The following is a 20,242-nucleotide window of genomic DNA, read 5'->3' as shown; positions in this document are numbered from 1 at the left end:
TTATACAGGCTATCAGTCGTTCGTCCAGCCGGCAGGAGGAGCCTCCGTACCGGTAATCAGGTTGAACTTGTTGATATTCTGTGCCTGCAGGGTTGACAGCACGTTCTTAAAGTTCGGAAACTTTGAATAGCTATCGCCCTTTATGGCAATACGTAGTCCATTATTAGCCTTGCGGGCATTAAATACCCAGTCTTTCAGCTCATTCTCTGCAGCAGCTCCGGTTGAGTCAACCGGAATACCCGGCTGCTTCACCTTCATGCGCTGCTCGTTATCAAGAGACAGGAACGACTTTAGCTGACTGATAGGTACTCCAAAGCTTGCCATCAGAGCAAAAGCTTTCTTTTCTTTATCCGTAAAAGAAAGTCCTTTGGCTGCAGCAACGTTGTCAAGCATGGCAATTCGGTTGTTCTGGTTATCAATCCCAAAATAGACCTTGCCTTCCTTATCAAGAGCAATGGTCATGATATCTTTATCAGGAACTTTGATACCTGATATTGATGACGGCGGATCAACGGCGGCTGCTTCCTGAGACCGGAACTGAGCCGTCAGGATAAAGAACGTCAGCAGCAGGAACGCCACATCACACATGGCGGTCATGTCCATCGCCGGAACTTGCCGTTTCGGTTTTATAATAGGCATGTCTTACTGGTTGTTTTAATTATGGTAAAACGGAACCGGTAAGCATTAATAATGAGCAGAGAAGTTCTGCTGAATGCTCAAACCGATTTCGTCAATATTATACGTTAATTCGTCAATGCGGCTGGTAAAGAAGCTATACATGATCGTCGCGATAGCGGCCGTACCAATACCGAGGGCCGTATTTACAAGGGCCTCAGAGATACCTGTCGAAAGGGCGGCTGTATCCGGCTGACCCGTGGCACCCATAGCACTAAAGGCGCGAATCATACCCAATACCGTACCCAACAGGGCAACCAGGGTAGATACTGACGCCAGGGTAGCAATAATCGTCAGGTTCTTCTCCAGCATGGGCAGCTCCAATGAGGTGGCTTCTTCTACTTCTTTCTGAAGCGCAACCAGTTTCTGCTCTTTGTTCAATTCAGGATCAGTTGCTAACTGCTGGTACTTTAAAAGCGCTGTTTTTACAACGTTACCAACCGAACCTTTCTGGCGGTCACACTCCTTAATAGCCGCTTCGATTTCATTCCGATCAAGGAATGCCTTGATCTTACGAACAAAATCATCGATGGAACCTGAGCCTTTAGCGCGGTTGATAGTGATGAAACGCTCAATTGAGAATACCAAAACAATTAAAAAACAGGTAAACAGCAGAGGTACAATAGGTCCTCCTTTGTAAACAATACCCATGTAGTCGCCAGCCAGAGGTTGTTTCTCATTGTCGCCATCCTGGAAGTGGCTGCCATCGCCAAATACAAACATGTACGTTAGAACGGCAATGACAAACAGAACAGGAATGACAAACGCAGGGTTCAAACCACCGGATTTTTTCGGCTTTGCCGGTGCTGACTTAGCTGGTGCTGGAGTTGGAGCTTGTGTTTTCATTGAACTAACTGTAGGGTTAAATTGAAACTAAGGTTTTGACGTTAAAAAAGTGAAAATTTTAGTCTGATTGCATTTCCTGAAATTAAATTCTGGAAAGTTGCCATCGAATCTACTACAAAAGTATGCTTTTTCTGCCTAATATGCCGCAAGTGTCTTTAGCAAATTTTTTGGCAGTTTGTCAATTCCTTAATATTTAGTTGTACAAATCCCGCAGGTTAACCCAATAGACTTCTTTTTTAATCTTCTGGCAACCAAGCACCTTGGTGGTGTGTCTCTATGTCACTCTTTCGTGACAAGGCAATCATTTCGGGTGGAGAACGTGTCATAAGCAAGCTGGTTTACAAGTTAAATAAGCCGGTCCCTTCAGTCAGTTTTCTGATTAGATGCTGCGTTTCTGACAATTCCATAAAAACTTCAGAGATTTTTTCGGGCTTACCATTGCCTAACCGCCTGTGCGGATTGCCTCCTGGGTAGCGTTGATGTAGAGAGGGTGTGTAAAATAATCTACACTGTGGAAATGAATTGTAGAGTTGTTTGCTCAGCGTTGCTATTTAATGGAGAAAAAAAAGCTGCCCATTGGCAGCAGCGTCGTCACATCAAGAGGAGGTAGACCAGGGAACAGAGTAGTTAAACGATTGGAACCTCCTGAAAAGAAAAAAAGTCGGACAATCTGCCGACCATTTCTGTACCCACCGTAACTTGTACTTAAACTTAAGTCACAGAATATAGGGCAACAAGTGTGCCAAAACCCAGCTTCCCTCCTGCCAGTTTATATTCTCCCGGCAGTTTGCTGAACCAGCTGAGCAAATAAGTGGTCTAAGGTTTTAGCGGCATCCTGGCATAAGCCGGGATGTACCGCTGAAGTTTGTACGATCGTGCTGCGGGTGGCCGTTAGCCAGCGGAACCGCTCCGCCAGCGACAGCTTACCAATCGTGCCCCCTTCAGTCCGACCAGCACAGATGCGTTTAAACGCCAGTAACCGATCTTCCAGCTCCTGCCGGTCCAGGTCGGCGCCAAAGGCACGCAGCCGCTCCTCATTAATCTCGTAAGTTGTTTTTAAAAAAGCCTGGGCCGGACAATAGAGAATAACGCCGGTATTTATAAACTCTTCGCGTTCAACGCGGGGGACCACGCGGATTACAGCGTACTCAAACAAGTGCTTCTCTGGCATACTGCGCTTCCTGGACAAATACGTCGGATGTTGCCATCCGGTTAATTAAAAATTGCTGGTAGATCTGCCGCTGCTCATGGGCAGACTCAAAATCGAGCAGCCAACTATCAGGAAGCAGGGAAACCACAGCCTGAAAACGCTCAGGACTCAGGATACGACGGGCCTCGGCATCAATTGCGTTGAGTTCGGTGGCCTGAGGGAGCAGCACATGGTCTTTAATCTGTCGGAAAGGTCGACGGCTTTGCTTCTCCCAGTTGTCCCAGGTATGATGGAAGTAGAGCGACGCCCCATGATCGATCAGCCAGAGCTGTTTGTGCCACATGAGCATGTTGGTATTGCGGGGGGTACGGTCTACATTCATCAAGAGGCTGTCCAGCCAGACAATCTGCGAGGCCAGCCGCGCATCTACTGTGGTCACCAGCGGGTCAAACGTAATGGCCCCTGAGAGATAGTGCAGTCCCAGATTAAGCCCCGCACTAGCTTTTAGCAAATCCTGAATTTCTTCATCCGGCTCCGAGCGGCCAAACGCCGGGTCTACCTGCGAGAAAACAATCTCGGGCACCCGCAGGCCAAGCAGGCGGGCAATCTCTCCGCCAATCAACTCAGCAATCAGGGCCTTTACCCCCTGCCCTGCCCCCCGAAACTTTAGCACGTACAGAAAATCGTCGTCGGCCTCAACGATGGCTGGCAGCGAGCCACCCTCGCGCAGGGGCGTCACGTATCGCATGACACTTACGGTTCTGATTTCAGGTTGACGGATGTTCACAGGGGCAACTGTTGTCCAGTATTTGATTTCATGCTTTATAACTGCGCCAACGTAAAGTTATCCTCAAATTGGCGCAAATTCCTCCTGAGCGTCAGAGCGTAGCAAATCCAAAAATAATGTATTGATTTTTAACAGGCTAGTTCGGTAACCACAAGTAGATATATACTGGCCACTGCTTATACATACCAATACGCTTTATCTACAAATTTCAAGAAAAAATAAGTATTATTCTATTTACCAGTTAAAACACGCTCAAAAAGTCTTCCACTGTTGCTTATTTTAAACCAACCATAATCTAATTAATCACGTAAATCTCTATTCCTATGCAAAAGCAACTACCTGCTGGCTGGCAATTAATTCGCAGCTTTTGGTTAAGCTGTGCGTTGGCCCTGGTTTGTATGGCCCATACAGCCAGAAGCCAAAGCGTATCGGGCCGCATTATCGCAGCCGAGAATAATGAACCTCTCCCAGGGGTAAGCGTCCTGATTAAAGGGACTACGCAGGGAACCACCACTGATAATGCAGGCCGATATACCCTCCGGGTACCCAATGCCAACGCTACCCTGGTTATTAGTTTTATCGGGTATGTGAAGCAGGAAGTTGCCGTGCGCGGCCGCTCGTCCATTGATATTACGCTGGAGACGGATACCAAAGCACTTGATGAGGTAGTAGTAGTGGGCTATGGTACACAGGAAAAAGTAAACCTGACGGGCTCAGTGGGTGTGGCCGACCGGAAGCGGCTCGAAAACCGCCCGATTGCTTCCGTCGGGGAAGGTCTGCAGGGGGTTATTCCTAACCTGAACGTTAACGTCCGGAATGGTGATCCGTCTCAGGCGATTACGTTTAATATCCGGGGTTACGAGTCGATCAACGGCGGATCTCCGCTTGTTCTGGTCGATAACGTACCCATGGATCTGAACCGGGTTAATCCGAACGATATTGAAAGCATTTCGGTGCTTAAAGATGCCTCGGCGTCTGCCGTTTATGGTGCCAGAGCTGCGTTTGGCGTGGTGCTGGTAACGACCAAAAGCGGTAAAGCCGGCAAAGTAAACGTGAACCTGAGTACTCAGTTTTCGCTGGCCAAGCCCATTTTTAATATGGATGTGGTAACAAACCCGTACGACTTTGTGCAGGCTCGTAACATGGCCAACATCCGGACCAGTGGTGTTCCTACCTATGATGCAGATATGGTAGCCGGCACTAAGGCATACTCCGAAAACCCGGCCAGCGCTCCTCTATGGAAAGTAGTGAACGGAAACCTCCGGTATTACGGGTACAATGACTACCAGAATAGCATTATGACTGACTTCGCCCCGACCAGTCAGCATGACCTGTCGGTATCAGGCGGCTCCGATAAATCCAAATACCTGGTTTCGCTCGGTTACTTTTCCAAAGATGGTTACCTGCGGTACAATAACGAGCAGTTTAAGCGCTATAACGTCCTGATGAAGGCTGACTTTAAGGTTAACGACTGGATCAGCCTGGATGAGAAAGTAATTTTTAACTCGCAGAACAGCGATAAGCCGCACTTCTACAACTGGGATGTAAACATCAATTCGCTGGCGCGGGTACCGCCCATTATGCCGATCCAGTTTCCGGACCTTCCGTTCTACGTTAACCCCGGCGACCGCGAAAAATATGCGCCTTATATAGGAAAGTATTTTGGGGGTACCAACTTCTTTCCCTACCTGCTCGATGGTGGCCGGACTACCTACACCAACAACGACTTGTGGCTGACCCAGGGCGTTACACTGACTCCGCTGAAAGGCCTGCGAATCCGCTCCGATTTTTCGTATAATATTTTCAACCGTATGTACGAGGATGTACAGAGCAAGATTGAAATTGTAGATGCAAACCTGCTGGCGGCTAACCTGGTCAGTAATGGGTTTAGTGGCGACGACTGGATCAGAAACGAAAACAACTACAACCAGTACTACGTATTTAACGCCTACGCCGAATACGCACTGCCCCGCATCGGAAATCACAATGTGACTGCCATGATTGGTTTTAACCAGGAGCGTGGTCTGAACCGGTACGTGGGTGCGCAGGCCAGGGCGCTGATTACTCCCCTGGTTACAGACCTGAACGCCACAACCGGTACGCAGCAGACCTTCGGCGGTAAATCGCATGTAGCGCTGCGCGGAGCATTTTACCGCTTGAATTACAACTTTAATGAGCGCTACCTTGTCGAGTTCAACGGCCGTTACGATGGTACGTCCCGTTTCCCCAAGGCGAGCCGGTTTGGCTTCTTCCCCTCGGTATCGGCCGGCTGGCGGATCAGCAACGAGAAATTTATGGCCGGAACCAGCTCATGGCTCGACAACCTGAAGCTACGGGCTTCGTATGGTACTCTGGGCAACCAGCTTCTGGGCAACAACTTCTACCCCTACGTTTCTACCATGGGGACGGGTCAGTCGCCTTATATGTTTACCAACGCCCTGATTCCGTTTGTCTCGCCCGCCGGTCTGGTGAGCCCGACACTGACCTGGGAAAGCGTTGTTTCGAAGAACGTTGGTCTGGACGTAACCATGCTGAGAGGCCGGCTGGATGCGTCGTTTGACCTTTTTACCCGCGACACCAAAGATATGCTGATGGACGTCTCCTACCCGGCCATTCTGGGCACGGCGGCTCCGAAAGAAAACGCGGCCGACCTGCGCACCAAAGGCTGGGAACTGGCCCTGACCTGGCGGGATAAGTTTAAGCGTGACTGGAGCTACGATGTGTCGCTGGCCTTGTCGGACTGGACCGCTACCATTACGAAGTTTAACAACCCCAGCGGAGCACTTCCCAACAACAGCAACATTTACTATGTAGGGCAGAAGCTGGGCGAAATCTGGGGCTTCGAAACGGCAGGGATCTTCCAAACGGCCGACGAAGTAGCCTCGGCAGCCAAACAGACTAATATCGGGGCTAACTGGCGACCGGGCGACATTCGGTATGTCGACCTGAACGGTGATGGCGTTATCAGCTTAGGAAAGAATACTCTCGCCGATCCGGGTGACCGCAAAATCATCGGAAACACCACGCCACGGTATACCTTCGGGATCAATGGCGGTATCGGTTATAAAAGCTTGCGGCTGACTATGTTCTTCCAGGGTATCGGCAAAAAAGACCACTGGCCAACCTCCGACAACTGGACCTGGTTCTTCCCCTTCAATGCCGGTCACGTAGAGAAATACTACATTACCGACACCTGGCGCGAAGACAACCGCGATGCCTACTTCCCGGCCGCGCATATCTCGACCAACGACAAGAAGAACGTTCAGGTGCAGTCGCGCTACCTGCAGAGTGCCGCCTATATCCGTCTGAAAAACATCTCACTCAGTTACGAGCTGCCGCAGGGATTCCTGAATAAGATTGGCGTAGGCCGGGCGCAGATTTTCGCCACGGGTATGAACCTGTGGGAATACACTAAAATGCGCAAGCCGCTTGATCCGGAGGCCATTCAGGCCCCAGCCATCGAATACCCGATGCAGCGCATTTCGACGCTGGGTCTTAATGTATCGTTCTAATTCCTTACCTAATAGACAACAACATGAAGAAATATATTGTAGCGTCTGGTCTTGTGTTTGCCGCAACCGGACTATTTACCGGCTGTAACGACGATTTTCTGGAGCGTTACCCGCAGGACCGGGTGACCAACCAGACCTTCTGGAACACAGAGAATGACCTGAGGGTATACAACAACGGCCTGTACGATATGGCCCGTAATGATGATAACGTACCTATTCTGCACGCGCATTACAATGGATTCGAGAGCCACTGGGGCAGCGTCTGGTTTCTGGACGAGTTTGCCGACAATATGGCCCCGACGCACCCACGGCACGCGTTTTTCCAGCAGGTACGCTCGGGTAAGCATACCGTACCCACTACCCCACAGTGGTTTGGCTACCGGGGCTGGAATTTTATCCGGGCCATCAACGTAGGGCTGGCTAATTATGACAAGGCCAATGTTGCCCAGAACATCAAAGACCGGTACATTGGCGAGGCCCGGCTGTTCAGAGGCTGGTTTTACGCCGAGAAAGTCACCAAATTCGGCGATGTGCCCTGGGTAGAAAAAGAACTCAATGTCGACTCGCCGGAACTGTTCGCAGCCCGTACCGCCCGGGAAGCGGCCATGGATAAAGTGCTGGAAGATCTCAACTTTGCCTCTACCAAACTTCCCGACAGCTGGGGCGACGGTAATGCACCGGGCCGCCTGAACCGCTGGTGTGCTCTGCTGGTTAAGTCGCGGGTCTGTCTGTTTGAAGGAACCTGGCGCAAATACCATGGCGGGAAAGACGCCACTAAATGGCTTGAAGAAGCCGCCAAGGCATCAAAGGAGCTTATGGACAAAGGCCCCTACCGGCTTTACAGCACCGGTAACCCCGATAGTGATTACAACGCCTTCCACCGCGTGCTGAACCTGGCCGGAAATCCGGAAGTACTATACTGGCGCAAGTACCAGCTGGGGGTGTTTACCAACCACGTTCAGTCTTATTTTGAATACGCGGGTGGCGCTACCAAAAGTATGGTGGAAGAGTACCTCTGCACGGATGGTAAACCCATTACGGTATCTCCGCTGTATAAGGGTGATGATAAGATTGAGGATGTCTTTGAAAACCGGGATCCGCGCTTGCGCCAGACGGTTCTGCACCCGGCCGATGCCGCCAAATACAAATACCATTTGGCCGATGGCCGGTCCTACCCGCGTATCCAGGGTATGGCAGGTGGCTATATCTCCACCACGGGTTATCACATCATCAAGCACTACAACGCGGACGATATGATCGGAAAAGCGTTTGATACAGCAGAGTCGCCGGCTATTATTTTGCGCTTTGCGGAAGCCCTGCTGAACTATGCCGAAGCTCAGGCCGAGCTGGGAACGATTACTCAGGCAGACCTTGATATTAGCATTAACAAGCTCCGTGACCGCGTTAAAATGCCGCATCTGAAGATCGGTGAGGTTCCGGTTGATCCCCGTTATGCAGCTGATGGCGTGTCTCCGCTGATCGCCGAGATCCGGCGCGAACGCCGGGTCGAGTTGTTTATGGAAGGCTTCCGGTACAATGACTTACGGCGGTGGAAGCAGGGCAAGAAACTCACCACCCCGACCATGGGAATTCGGTGGGATGCGGCAGCTATTGCCCGTTATCCGGGTGCTACGATCAAAACAATTGTTGATCCCGTATCCGGTAAAACCTACATTGATGTGTACCAGGGAACGGACTGGGCAACTCCGGTATTCGACGAAAATAAGCACTACCTCTGGCCGATACCGCTTAATGACCTGGCTCAGAACCCGGCCATTAAGCAGAACCCAGGTTGGTAAGTCAACTCTGATTTATTAATAGAAAGCCCGGCTGGCACAGCATTAGGTCTGTTGCCGACCGGGCTTTCTGCACTTTTAGGGGTTTTTCTGCTAAATTTTGTAGCTTTAAGGTGGGTAAAATCCCTTCGTTCAGGTATTTCCCATGTATCAGTAGCTACAAAACGTACACCATGAACCCTCAGCGCATAGCGGTTATGGCCATAGCCGTGGTGGTTGTCTTATCGTCGTTTTCCTTTCTGGGTGTCTTTGAGGACAAGGTGGATTTCAATACCCAGATCAAGCCGATCCTTAACAAGAACTGCATCGCCTGCCACGGAGGGGTCAAAAAAGCGTCTGATTTCAGTCTGCTGTTCAAGCATGAAGCTATGGCCCCGGCTAAGTCCGGTAAGCTGGCCATTGTACCCGGCGATGCCGACGCCAGTGAACTGATCCGGCGGCTGACGCTGAAGGACCCGGAGGAGCGTATGCCGCTTGACGAACCTCCGCTGAAAGCTGAAGAAATCGAACTGCTTCGCAAATGGATCGATCAGGGTGCCGAATGGGGTGACCACTGGGCGTACCAACCGGTTCAGCGCCCGGAGCTACCTGCATTAGGCACATTTTGGAACCGATTGGGACTGGGAGAGAACAAAGACCAGCAGTGGGTCAAAAACGAAATTGACTACTTTGTCATTGATAAACTAAAGCAGGAAAAGCTTACGCCCTCGCCCGAAGCCGACCGGGCCACACTGCTGCGCCGGGTATCATTTGACCTGACCGGCTTACCACCAACCGAAAAACAACTCCGCGATTTCCTGAACGATACCTCAGAGAACGCTTACGAAAGTATAGTTGATAGCCTGCTGGCCTCGCCCGCCTACGGTGAAAAATGGACCGCCATGTGGCTCGACCTCGCCCGCTACGCCGATACAAAAGGCTACGAACGCGACCCTGGTCGGAAGATCTGGCGCTACCGCGACTGGCTCGTCAAAGCCTTCAACGAAGACAAACCCTTCGACCAGTTTACGGTAGAACAACTGGCCGGCGACCTGCTTCCCAACCCCTCCGATGAGCAACTCGTAGCCACCGGTTTCCACCGCAACACGATGAACAACGACGAGGGCGGCACACAGGACGAGGAGTTCCGGGTAGCGGCCGTGATCGACCGGGTCAATACCACCTGGGATGTCTGGCAGGGTACCACCTTCTCCTGCGTGCAGTGTCACAGTCACCCATACGATCCATTCACCCACGAAGAGTATTACAAATACCTGGCGTTCTTCAACAACGCCCGTGACGAAGACGTAACCAGCGACACCCCAACCCTGCGCTTTTACAAGGGGAAAGACTCAATAAAGGTTGAGCAACTGAAGCAATGGGTTACCACCCACACCACCAGTCCCCGGCAGGTACAGGAAGTTATGCACTTTGTAAAGCTGGTTGAGCCAAAGATCAACTCGCATGATTTTGATGAGTACGTCAATGCCTCGCTGCTGGACGCGAAATACTTCGGCATTCAGGATAAGGGTTCGGCACGCATCAGGAATATTAACTTGACGGGCAAAAACCGGCTTATTCTGGCTTGGGGTACAAAAGCAGAAAATGCAACCATTACCCTGCGCCAGGACAGCCTGACCGGTCCTGTTCTGATGAAGCTGCCGGTTCCGGTAACGGGCAGCGGCTGGAAAGATACCGTTATGATTTACCCGTTACCCGCCATTAGCGGCCGCCACAACCTGTACCTGACCCTCAATAGTCCCAAGACTCCAAAAGAGTGGGTCATGGTTAAGTGGATTGCCTTTCAGACAGCCTTACCCGGTCAGCCTGCGACGCATTTAGGTGAGATGGATAAGACACTGGCTACGGTGCTGAACGCAAAAGTGGATGAAAGCACCCCGGTCATGTACGAAGGCACCGGCGACCTCGCCCGCAAGACGCACCAATTTATCCGGGGTAACTGGCTGGTCAAAGGCAAAGAGGTAGAGCCTGATGTCCCTAACTCGCTACCGGCGATGGACAAAAACCTGCCGCGCAATCGCCTGGGTCTGGCGAGGTGGATGGTCAGCCGGCAGCACCCACTGACCGCCCGCGTGATTGTAAACCGACTGTGGGAGCAGCTCTTTGGAACGGGTATTGTTGAGACCATTGAAGATGTAGGTACCCAGGGATTTCCGCCTACCCACCGCGAACTACTCGACTACCTGGCGGTGGATCTGATGGAACCGCACCACTGGAGCCTGAAGAAGCTTTTGAAGCAAATTGTGATGTCGGCTACCTACCGGCAGCGCTCCGAAACTTCCCCCGAACTGCTGAAGCAAGACCCGTTCAACAAGCTACTGGCGCGGGGACCTCGTATCCGGCTATCGGCTGAGCAGGTGCGGGATCAGGCACTGGCTGTCAGTGGCCTGTTGAGCAACAAGATGTACGGGCCCAGCGTAATGCCTCCCCAGCCGGATGGTATCTGGCAGTCGCCCTACAACGGCGAGAGCTGGAAACCTAGTCAGGGCGAAGACCGCTACCGCCGGGCGCTGTATACTTACTGGAAACGAACGGCCCCGTACCCGTCGATGGTGACTTTCGATAGCCCCAGCCGCGAGTTCTGTCAACTACGCCGGTTACGGACCAATACACCCTTGCAGGCGCTGGTCACCCTCAACGACCCGGTCTATGTTGAGTCGGCTCATATGCTGGCAGAACTGATGCAGTACTGTGGCCGTACGCCGGAGCAACAGATTCAGGCCGGGTTCCGCCGGATCATGCTCCGCGACCTGGCACCCAAAAAGCTGACGGTACTCACCCGTCTGTACCGCGATACCGAGACATACTACAAACATCATCCGGAGGACATGAACAAGCTATTGGCCTGCCAGGGCGGCACCCCGCAACTGGCCGCCCTGACGGTTACGGCCAATGCGATGTTGAATCTGGATGAGGTGATTACGAAGGAATAGCATCATGGAAAAGCTCCTGAAAGAACTTCAGCAAACCGCCTTGCAGCGCGAAACCCGGCGGCACTTTCTGCATACCTGCTCAACGGGGCTGGGCACCATGGCGCTTAGCTCCCTGCTGGCCGGCTGTGGCTTCTTCGGCCGGAAAGACGAGCCGGCAACTGCCTTGCCGACGCTCATCGATCCGATGAGTCCGCGCAGTGCGCAGTATACCCCTAAGGCCCAGCGGGTAATTTACATCCACATGGCCGGGTCGCCTTCGCAACTGGAGCTGTTTGACTACAAGCCGGAGTTGCAGAAATACCACGGCAAAGACTGTCCGGAAGAGTTGCTGGCAGGTAAGAAATTCGCCTTCATCCGTGGAGTTCCCAAAATGCTCGGGCCGCAGGGCAAATTTGCGCAGCATGGTCAGTCGGGAGCGTGGGTATCTGATTACCTGCCCCACCTGCAAGGCGTGGTCGATGATATTACGTTCCTGAAGGCGATGCATACAGACCAGTTTAACCATGCTCCGGCACAGTTGATGATGCATACCGGCAGTGCCCGCCTGGGCCGGCCAAGCATTGGCTCGTGGGTAACCTACGGACTGGGAACGGAGAATGACAACCTGCCCGGTTTTATTGTACTGGCGTCGGGTGGTAAGCAGCCCGATGCCGGCAAGTCCATATGGGGCAGCGGCTTTCTGCCATCGGTGTATCAGGGTGTGCAGTGCCGCACCGAAGGCGACCCGGTGCTGTACGTCTCCGACCCGGAAGGTATGCCCCGCGACATTCGCAAGCAGACCATTGAAGCCATTAACCAAGTCAATCAACAGCAGTACGAAGAGGTAAAAGATCCCGAAATTCTAACCCGGATTTCTCAGTACGAAATGGCGTTCCGGATGCAGATGTCGGTGCCCGATGCCATGGACATTAAAGGTGAACCGAAGTACATCCTGGATATGTATGGTGTAGACCCGGAGCAGGGCTCCTTTGCCCGTAACTGCCTCCTGGCGCGTCGGTTAGTGGAGCGGGGCGTCCGTTTTGTGCAGCTGTTCGACTGGGGCTGGGATACCCACGGTACCAGTAAGGATGGCTCCATTGAAGAAGGGTTGCGTAACAAGTGCCGGCAATCCGACCAGGCCGTTACGGCTCTGCTAAATGACCTTAAACAGCGTGGCCTCCTCGACGAAACGCTGGTGGTCTGGGGCGGAGAGTTCGGCCGGACACCCATGCAGGAGAACCGCGACGGGCAGGTATTACCCTTTATGGGCCGCGACCACCACCTCGACGCCTTCACGGCCTGGATGGCGGGTGGCGGAGTGAAGCGAGGCTTTAGCTACGGGGAAACCGACGATATTGGCTACTACGCCGTCAAGGATAAAGTCCACGTCCACGACCTCCAGGCAACCATTCTACACCTGCTCGGCTTTGATCATACCGAGCTGACGTACCAGTTTCAGGGCCGCCCGTTCCGCCTGACGGATGTGGCCGGTAAGGTAATCAGGCCTATTCTGGCGTAAATCACCTTGCTTTCTGAGACAGATCGGAAATAAAATAGTAACTTGTATCTGACTTGTGCAGACGCTTATGTTAAGAAAGTTTATTCTGTTTAGTTATCTCATCAGCGCTTCCGTAGCCCTGGTGCAGGCCCAGCAGTATGACGTGCTGATTAAAAACGGCCGGGTAATCGATGGCGCTGGTAACCCCTGGTACCATGCTGATGTAGCGATCAAAAACGGTAAAGTAGCCAGTATAGGGACAATTCCACCGACGGAAGCCAAAACCGTCCTGGACGCCAGAAACCAGATTGTTGCGCCTGGCTTTATCGACATTCACGCCCACGTGGAAACCAGCATTGAGGAGGGGCCTACAGCCGCCAATTTCGTCCATAACGGAGTAACGTCCCTGATCACGGGTAACTGTGGCAGCTCCAAAACAAACCTGAAGAATTTTCAGGACTCCTTGAGAGCAATGGGGATATCGCTCAATATTGGTTCACTGGTTGGTCATAACTCTGTGCGGCTGAAAGTGATGAAGGCTGCTTTTCGCGAACCGACCGCAAAGGAACAGGCAGCCATGGAGGCATTGGTCGAACAAGCCATGAAGGACGGAGCCGTAGGACTGTCGACGGGTCTAATCTATACCCCCGGCTCCTTTGCGAAAACGTCCGAAATTGTTAACCTGGCAAAAGTAGTTGCCCACTACGGCGGTGTCTATACCTCACATATTCGGAGTGAAGCCCAGGAGGTAACCAAAGCCATTGAAGAGGCCATTCAGATTGGTCGCGAAGCCAGACTCCCGGTTCAGATTTCCCATTTCAAGATAGCCAGCCGACCGCTGTGGGGATTTAGCAACAAAACGATTGGATTAGTCGAAGCCGCCCGCCATGAGGGCATTGACGTGACGATTGACCAATATCCTTATACCGCATCGAGTACTACCCTCCTGAGTTCGGTACCCAACTGGGCGCTGGCCGATGGCGACTCTATGATGCTGGTGCGCTTTCGTGACCCTGCCACACGGGCCCGTATTATCAAAGACATGCTGGAAACCTTCAAAAAGAACGGCCGTGATAACCTGGAGTATGCCGTCATTGCCTATAATCCGGCCGATACGACGCAGAATGGAAAGAGCATCCGGCAGATTAATCTGAAAGCTGGTCGGAAGGACAATATCGAAACGGAGTCTGATCTGGTGCTGACCCTGCTGGAAAAGGTAACGCCACAACGTGTGCAAATGGTTTATCACACCATGTCGGAGGAAGATGTGGAGAGCATTATGCGATACCGCAACACGATGATTGCCTCGGACGCCGGCGTAGCCCGGTATATGTCAGGGGTACCACACCCCAGGGCGTATGGTACAAATGCCAGGGTGCTGGGCCGCTACGTGCGCGAAAAGCAGATCATTTCACTGGAAGAAGCTATCCGGCGGATGACCTCCCTGCCGGCTCAGCGGTTCCGGCTGACAGATCGGGGCCTGCTCAAGCCCGGTTATGCCGCGGATATTGTCATTTTTGATGAAAAGACCGTGGCGGATCAGGCTACGTACGAAAAGCCCCATGCGTATTCTACCGGTTTTTCGTATGTGCTGGTAAATGGAGAGACCGTAATTGAAAACGGCAAACACACCGGCAAGCGCCCAGGGCAAGTACTGGTAGGCAGCGGCTATCAGGTGAAAATGGCCGCTAAAAAATAATAGCTGAACGCAAGCAGAAACGGTATAGGCCAAGTACCTGACAATGGAAAGCAACTGGAAGGAACAGTCTCTGGAAGAATTAGAGCATACCGCATCCGAAGAGCCTGACTTTGCCGACAACCTGGCTCAGAAAATTCATGCGCTCCGCATGGCTCCCCTGAGCCGGTTTACAGTCGAAGATGTAAGACTGATGATTCATCACGGCCTTTCACTCCCTTTCACAGTGCCATTGGCGATTGACCTGTTAAGCCGGAATTTATTCGCGGAAGGAGATTATTACCCAGGCGATCTTTTACAGAGTGTATTAAATATTGAACCAAGTTTCTGGTACCAGAACCGCCCGCTCTGGCAATCCCTCCATCGGCTTCTGCTGAACCGGGAGTGGGAACTGGAAGAGCGTCATATCAGTGCCGACCTTTTTATGGAATTATCCTGAACGAAATAACTTTTAACATCCTAAACTCACATGAAAACCTCCCGCCGAACCTTTCTGACGCAGGTAACCACCGCTACGGCCGCCAGTATCGCTATTCCCAATATTGTCTTTGGTGCCAAACCCAACCGTGATGAGATTACCGTTGGTCATGGGGCCTACCGCTACCGGGTGGTGCCGGGCTGGGGTGTGCTGGATGCCGGCAAGAACCCCGTCAACGACTGCCATGAAATGGTACAGGACGCCAAAGGCCGCATTATCCTGCTGACCAATGAGACTAAAAATAACATCCTGATCTACGACAAATCCGGCAAACTGCTGGAAAGTTGGGGCAACAGCTACCCCGGTGGTCACGGTCTCTCCTTAGCCAATGAAGGGGGTGAGCAGTTCCTGTTCATCTGCGACCCCGACCGTAACCAGGTCGTCAAAACAGACCTGAAAGGCCGCGAACTGCTGAAGATCGACTACCCGAAAGAAACCGGCAAATATTCGTACCCCGGCCAGTTCAAACCCACGGAAACAGCCATCAACCCAGCCAACGGCGATATTTACATAGCCGATGGGTACGGTCAGAACTACATTACCCAATACAACAGCAAAGGTCAGTACATTCGTCACTGGGGCGGCAAGGGGCAAGCCAACGATCAGTTTGACTGCTGCCACGGTGTGCTGGTGGACACCCGCAATAAGGCAAACCCGACGCTGCTTATTACTGACCGTCGGCACAACGCCCTGAAGCGGTTTACCCTGGACGGCAAATACCTTTCTACTATTGCCCTGCCCGGCTCCTATATCTGCCGGCCCGTACTGCATGGCGATATGATCTACGGAGCTGTCTTTCGTAGCACATCAGATTCGTATCCCGAGTCAGGCTACATTCAGATACTGGATAAAAACGACAAAGTAGTCTCAACGCCGGGTGGCTCGGCCCCTGTCTACCAGAACGGTATGCTACAGGAGCAGCGTAAGGACCGGACCTTTACTACCTTTATCCATCCCCATGATGTACTGGTCGATGAAGACGAAAATGTTTATGTAGCGCAATGGGCGTCGCGGAAGACCTATCCCGTAAAACTGGAGCGGATTTCCTGATGCGTCGGCGTACACTGCTTTGCGTCAGTCTTTTACTATCCGGGATTGCCACGGCTCAGCCCACCAAAACTCCGCTGCGCCGGGCCGATAGCTTTTTTGGCCTGCACTTCGATTTTCACGCGGGTATAAACGATAAGTCAATCGGCCAGACACTCACCGACGGTATGGTTGATACCCTACTGCGCCGGGTAAAGCCTGATTTTATTCAGGTCGACAGTAAAGGGCACTCCGGCGTAACCAGCTACCCCACGAAGGTGGGTCACGCCTATAGCAATTTCACGAAGGACCCGCTCCGGCTGTTCCGTGACGTTACACGGCGGCATGGTGTGGCGCTATACGTGCATCACTCCGGCGTCTGGGACTCAGAGGCCCTGCGAAAAAACCCGCAATGGGCGAGAATTACGCCCGATGACAAATTCGACGACCGAAACACCTCGCTTTTCGGCCCCTACGCTGATAGCCTGCTGATACCACAGCTAAAGGAGATCAGCGATTACGGCGTAGATGGTGTTTGGGTCGACGGCGACTGCTGGGCCGTACAACCCGACTATAGTCCAGCCGCCCTGGCCGCCTTCCGCAAAGAGACCGGCATTCAGGAGGTTCCCCACAAAAAAGGCGATCCTTACTTTGACGACCTGCTGGAGTTCAACCGGAAAGCGTTCCGGCGGTATGTCGGCCATTACGTGGATGAACTGCACCGCTACAAACCCGGCTTCCAGGTAGCGAGTAACTGGGCGTTCTCCTCGTTCATTCCCGAGCCGGTCGATGTCAACGTCGATTTCATCTCTGGCGACCTGAGTGCCACCAACGGGGCCAACAGCGCGGCCTTCGAAGCCCGTTGCATTGCGCCACAGGGTAAGCCATGGGACCTGATGGCGTGGGGCTTTTCGTCGAACTACGATGGGGTCCATTCGCCCAAACCGGCCCGCCAGTTGTGTCAGGAGGCCGCTCAGGTGATTTCCATGGGCGGGGGCTTTCAGGCCTATTACACGCAGAACCGCGACGCCAGCATCAAACTCTGGGAAGTTCAGGTGATGGAGGAACTGGCCCGGTTCTGCCGCGCCCGGCAGGCGTACTGCTACAAAGCAACCCCTGTGCCGCAGGTAGCCCTGCTTTATTCGACCACAGGCTACAAGCATGTAACCCCCAATGTGTACCGCCCCTGGAATGGTGAGCATAACGCCATGCGGGGTATCCTGGACCTGCTGCTGTACAACCAGTTGCCGACGGAGATTCTGATGGAGCACCATCTGAAAGGCCGTATGCAGCAGTACCCGCTCATTGTTATTCCGGAATGGGCAAGTCTGGACCCGGCTTTCCGCGATGAGCTGCTGCAGTATGCCCGTAATGGCGGTACGCTGCTGGTAGTGGGCAGCGATGCTTTGCAGCATTTTCGCGAATCGCTCGGTGTCCGGATCGGTGCTTCAACAACAGGCACATCCTACATCGGCCTACCGAATCAGATTACGGGTACGGCCTCTGCCTACCAATCATTCACTCCGCTGGAGGGTACCCGTACAATTGGCGGTGTTTACCGAACCGGTGATATGCGCAATTATCAGGGTCCGGCGGCATCCGTAGCGCCTTTAGGTAAAGGTCGGATTGCGGCTGTCTATCTGAACCTGGGTGACCAGTATCAAAAACGGGAAACCGTTCAGATCCGGAATCTCTTTGCCGCTCTTGTCCGAGAAGCTTTTCCCAATCCAATGGTACAGGTAGAAGGCTCCAGGAAAGTGCATGTGGCGGTGAACCGGAAAGATAGCCGGCTGCTGGTCAACCTGATCAATATGTCTGGCTCCCATGCCAACAAGGCGGTTCATACCATTGATGATATTGAGTCGGTAGGACCCTTGCAAATCTCGATCCGGTCAGCTCAACGCCCAAAAAGAATTTTGGTCCAGCCGGGTAACCAACCGGCCTCCTTTACTTATCAGAGTGGTATTATATCCGTAAAAATTCCTAAATTAGATATTCATTCCATCCTTCAGGTGGACTAATTGCCTTGTGATTTCTCTATTCCATGAATGACCTGATCATATTACAAGCGCCCACCCCTGCTTCCGATTGGGTGCTCTTTTTTGGCCATTTCCACCCGGTTGTGGTGCATTTACCCATTGGCTTTGTAATTGTAGCCGGTATTCTGGAACTGGGCCGACTAACGAACCAGATACAGATCAGCCGTTCGGCTATGGCCACCATCTTTTTATGGTCGGCCATCAGCGCGACGGCGGCCTGTGTGTTTGGGTATCTGCTGTCGCTGGGGGGCGGATATGACGAAGAACTGCTGGATCAGCATATGTGGCAGGGAATCGGCGTAGCGGTGTTTACTTGGCTGGCGTGGTTTGTCAAATCCGAGCGCTGGGGCGATATGCTGCCCATCAGCCAGTTGTTTTACCTGCCGGCATTGACGCTAACCGTCATCATGATAACGCTGGCCGGCCATTACGGCGGCTCCCTTACCCACGGTTCTGACTACCTGACCGCCTACACGCCCGAACCGTTCCGGTCTATCGCCGGTATTCCCCCGCGTGAACAGGAGGTAGCGTTTAAACCCATCACCGACTTGAATAATGCGCAGGTGTACGAGCAGATTATCCATCCGATTCTGCAAAACCGCTGCGTACAGTGTCATAACCCGAAAAAGTCAAAAGCCGACCTGCGGCTCGATACCCCGGAGATGATCCGGAAAGGCAGCGAGGACGGTCCCATTTTCGTAGCGGGTAAAGCCGACGAGAGCGAAATGATTAAAGTCTGTCTGCTGCCGCTGGAAGATGACCACCATATGCCGCCAAAAGGCAAAACCCAGTTGACCGACAGTCAGGTGGCCATTCTGACCTGGTGGATTAACCAGGGTGCCCCCTTCGACAAGAAAGTGGCTGATTTGAAAGTTACCGACGATGTTAAGCCCGCGCTGGCCGCGCTGACGACAGGAGGTTCAGGTGGTACGCTGGCGGGCTCAGGACCGGCACCAGAGTCTCCGGTTTTGACTATGAAGCTTCCGGCTCCGGACGTAAAAACGGTAGAAGAGTTACGAAAAACGGGTCTGCTGGTATTGCCGTTGGCCAAGGAGCAGAACCAGTTGGAGGTTAGTGCGGTTAATGCTCGCACCTTCAGCGATGCGCAGGCGGCTTTGCTACCCAAACTGGAACAACAGATCGTCTGGCTGAAACTAGGTGACACCGAAATCACCGATGCCACATTAGCGCAGGTGGCTAAACTAAAAAACCTCCAGAAACTGCATCTGGAACAGACCAAGGTGACCGACGCGGGGCTAAAGAACCTGAAAGCGCTACCTTATCTGGAATACATTAACCTGTATGGTACCCAGGTCACCGATGCCGGTCTGCGCGAACTGGCCGGCCTGAAGAACCTCAGGACCATCTACCTCTGGCAAACCAAAGTGACCGATGCGGGCGTAGCCGAACTGAAGAAAGCGCACCCTGGTGTTGACGTAAACATGGGTCTGGCGGAGAATACCATTGCGGAATTCATGAAAGTAGATACCCTGGCCGCAGCGACTGACCCGAACCGGACAAAAAATTAAGGAGCGATACGGGGTTAAATCGGATACGGTTTTGCCTCTATAGAACGAGTAGTGTACAAACATGCCCGTTATGCGTCAGCCGTTTAGTTCATCTGGCCGGGGAGCGTGGCCGATCGTCGTAGCCATTATACTAACGGTTATCAGCCTGTCGTGCAGCCATGTGGAAAAGCCGACGGAACTGATAGCGGCCGAGAAGACCCTGCCTGAGACGGTCGACTACAACCTGCACATCAAGCCCATCCTCTCTGACCGCTGCTTTGCCTGCCACGGTCCCGATAAAGCCAAACAGCAGGCCGGC

Annotated in this window: 14 protein-coding genes; 10 read left to right on the top strand and 4 right to left on the bottom strand. The window is 52.8% G+C overall.

The features are described 5' to 3' along the window. Positions 1-12: 12 nt before the first annotated feature. From ABD949_RS26245 to ABD949_RS26230, 4 genes are all read right to left on the bottom strand, one after another. A complete protein-coding gene (locus ABD949_RS26245; protein WP_345248676.1) occupies positions 13-639 on the bottom strand; it encodes an ExbD/TolR family protein in 627 nt (208 codons plus the stop codon). Between the two features lie 45 nt (positions 640-684). Further along, entirely contained in the window at positions 685-1,521 is an 837-nt protein-coding gene (locus ABD949_RS26240; protein WP_345248674.1) for a MotA/TolQ/ExbB proton channel family protein, read from the bottom strand. A 769-nt stretch (positions 1,522-2,290) separates the two neighbouring features. After that, complete coding sequence (locus tag ABD949_RS26235) at positions 2,291-2,692, bottom strand: DUF3037 domain-containing protein (RefSeq protein WP_345248672.1); 402 nt, start codon at positions 2,690-2,692, stop codon at positions 2,291-2,293. Next, positions 2,670-3,419 (bottom strand): HipA family kinase, encoded by a 750-nt coding sequence (locus ABD949_RS26230; protein ID WP_345248670.1) that lies wholly within the window; start codon positions 3,417-3,419, stop codon positions 2,670-2,672. The genes ABD949_RS26235 and ABD949_RS26230 overlap by 23 nt, the downstream gene beginning before the upstream one ends. Before the next feature lie 362 nt (positions 3,420-3,781). Here ABD949_RS26230 and ABD949_RS26225 point away from each other — a divergent pair, with 362 nt between their 5' ends. The 10 genes from ABD949_RS26225 to ABD949_RS26180 all read left to right on the top strand — a co-directional run. After that, positions 3,782-6,970: a SusC/RagA family TonB-linked outer membrane protein gene (locus tag ABD949_RS26225; RefSeq protein ID WP_345248668.1), complete on the top strand. Its 3,189-nt coding sequence runs from the start codon at positions 3,782-3,784 to the stop codon at positions 6,968-6,970. Positions 6,971-6,993: 23 nt separating this feature from the next. Continuing rightward, entirely contained in the window at positions 6,994-8,769 is a 1,776-nt protein-coding gene (locus ABD949_RS26220; RefSeq protein ID WP_345248666.1) for a RagB/SusD family nutrient uptake outer membrane protein, read from the top strand. A gap of 170 nt (positions 8,770-8,939) precedes the next feature. Then, positions 8,940-11,699 (top strand): DUF1553 domain-containing protein, encoded by a 2,760-nt coding sequence (locus ABD949_RS26215; protein ID WP_345248664.1) that lies wholly within the window; start codon positions 8,940-8,942, stop codon positions 11,697-11,699. 4 nt (positions 11,700-11,703) lie between these two features. Continuing rightward, positions 11,704-13,197, top strand: coding sequence for a DUF1501 domain-containing protein (locus ABD949_RS26210; protein WP_345248662.1), 1,494 nt, complete (start codon positions 11,704-11,706; stop codon positions 13,195-13,197). Between the two features lie 67 nt (positions 13,198-13,264). Further along, a complete protein-coding gene (locus ABD949_RS26205) occupies positions 13,265-14,875 on the top strand; it encodes an N-acyl-D-amino-acid deacylase family protein (protein WP_345248660.1) in 1,611 nt (536 codons plus the stop codon). A 43-nt stretch (positions 14,876-14,918) separates the two neighbouring features. Next, the gene (locus tag ABD949_RS26200; protein WP_345248658.1) at positions 14,919-15,311 is read left to right on the top strand and encodes a contact-dependent growth inhibition system immunity protein; all 393 of its coding nucleotides are present in this window, start codon (positions 14,919-14,921) and stop codon (positions 15,309-15,311) included. A gap of 30 nt (positions 15,312-15,341) precedes the next feature. Beyond that, complete coding sequence (locus tag ABD949_RS26195; RefSeq protein WP_345248656.1) at positions 15,342-16,400, top strand: NHL repeat-containing protein; 1,059 nt, start codon at positions 15,342-15,344, stop codon at positions 16,398-16,400. Further along, a complete protein-coding gene (locus ABD949_RS26190; protein WP_345248654.1) occupies positions 16,400-18,397 on the top strand; it encodes a hypothetical protein in 1,998 nt (665 codons plus the stop codon). The genes ABD949_RS26195 and ABD949_RS26190 overlap by 1 nt, the downstream gene beginning before the upstream one ends. Positions 18,398-18,420: 23 nt before the next feature. After that, positions 18,421-19,944 (top strand): c-type cytochrome domain-containing protein, encoded by a 1,524-nt coding sequence (locus tag ABD949_RS26185; protein ID WP_345248652.1) that lies wholly within the window; start codon positions 18,421-18,423, stop codon positions 19,942-19,944. A 70-nt stretch (positions 19,945-20,014) separates the two neighbouring features. Beyond that, positions 20,015-20,242 (top strand): hypothetical protein (locus tag ABD949_RS26180; RefSeq protein ID WP_345248650.1); only part of this gene is annotated, 228 nt, incomplete at its 3' end.

Origin of the sequence: Nibrella saemangeumensis, from assembly GCF_039541915.1 — a bacterium.
Lineage (GTDB): Bacteria > Bacteroidota > Bacteroidia > Cytophagales > Spirosomataceae > Nibrella > Nibrella saemangeumensis.
The sequence above is the reverse complement of the archived record's forward strand: the minus strand, read 5'-3'. Positions and strand labels throughout refer to the sequence as shown.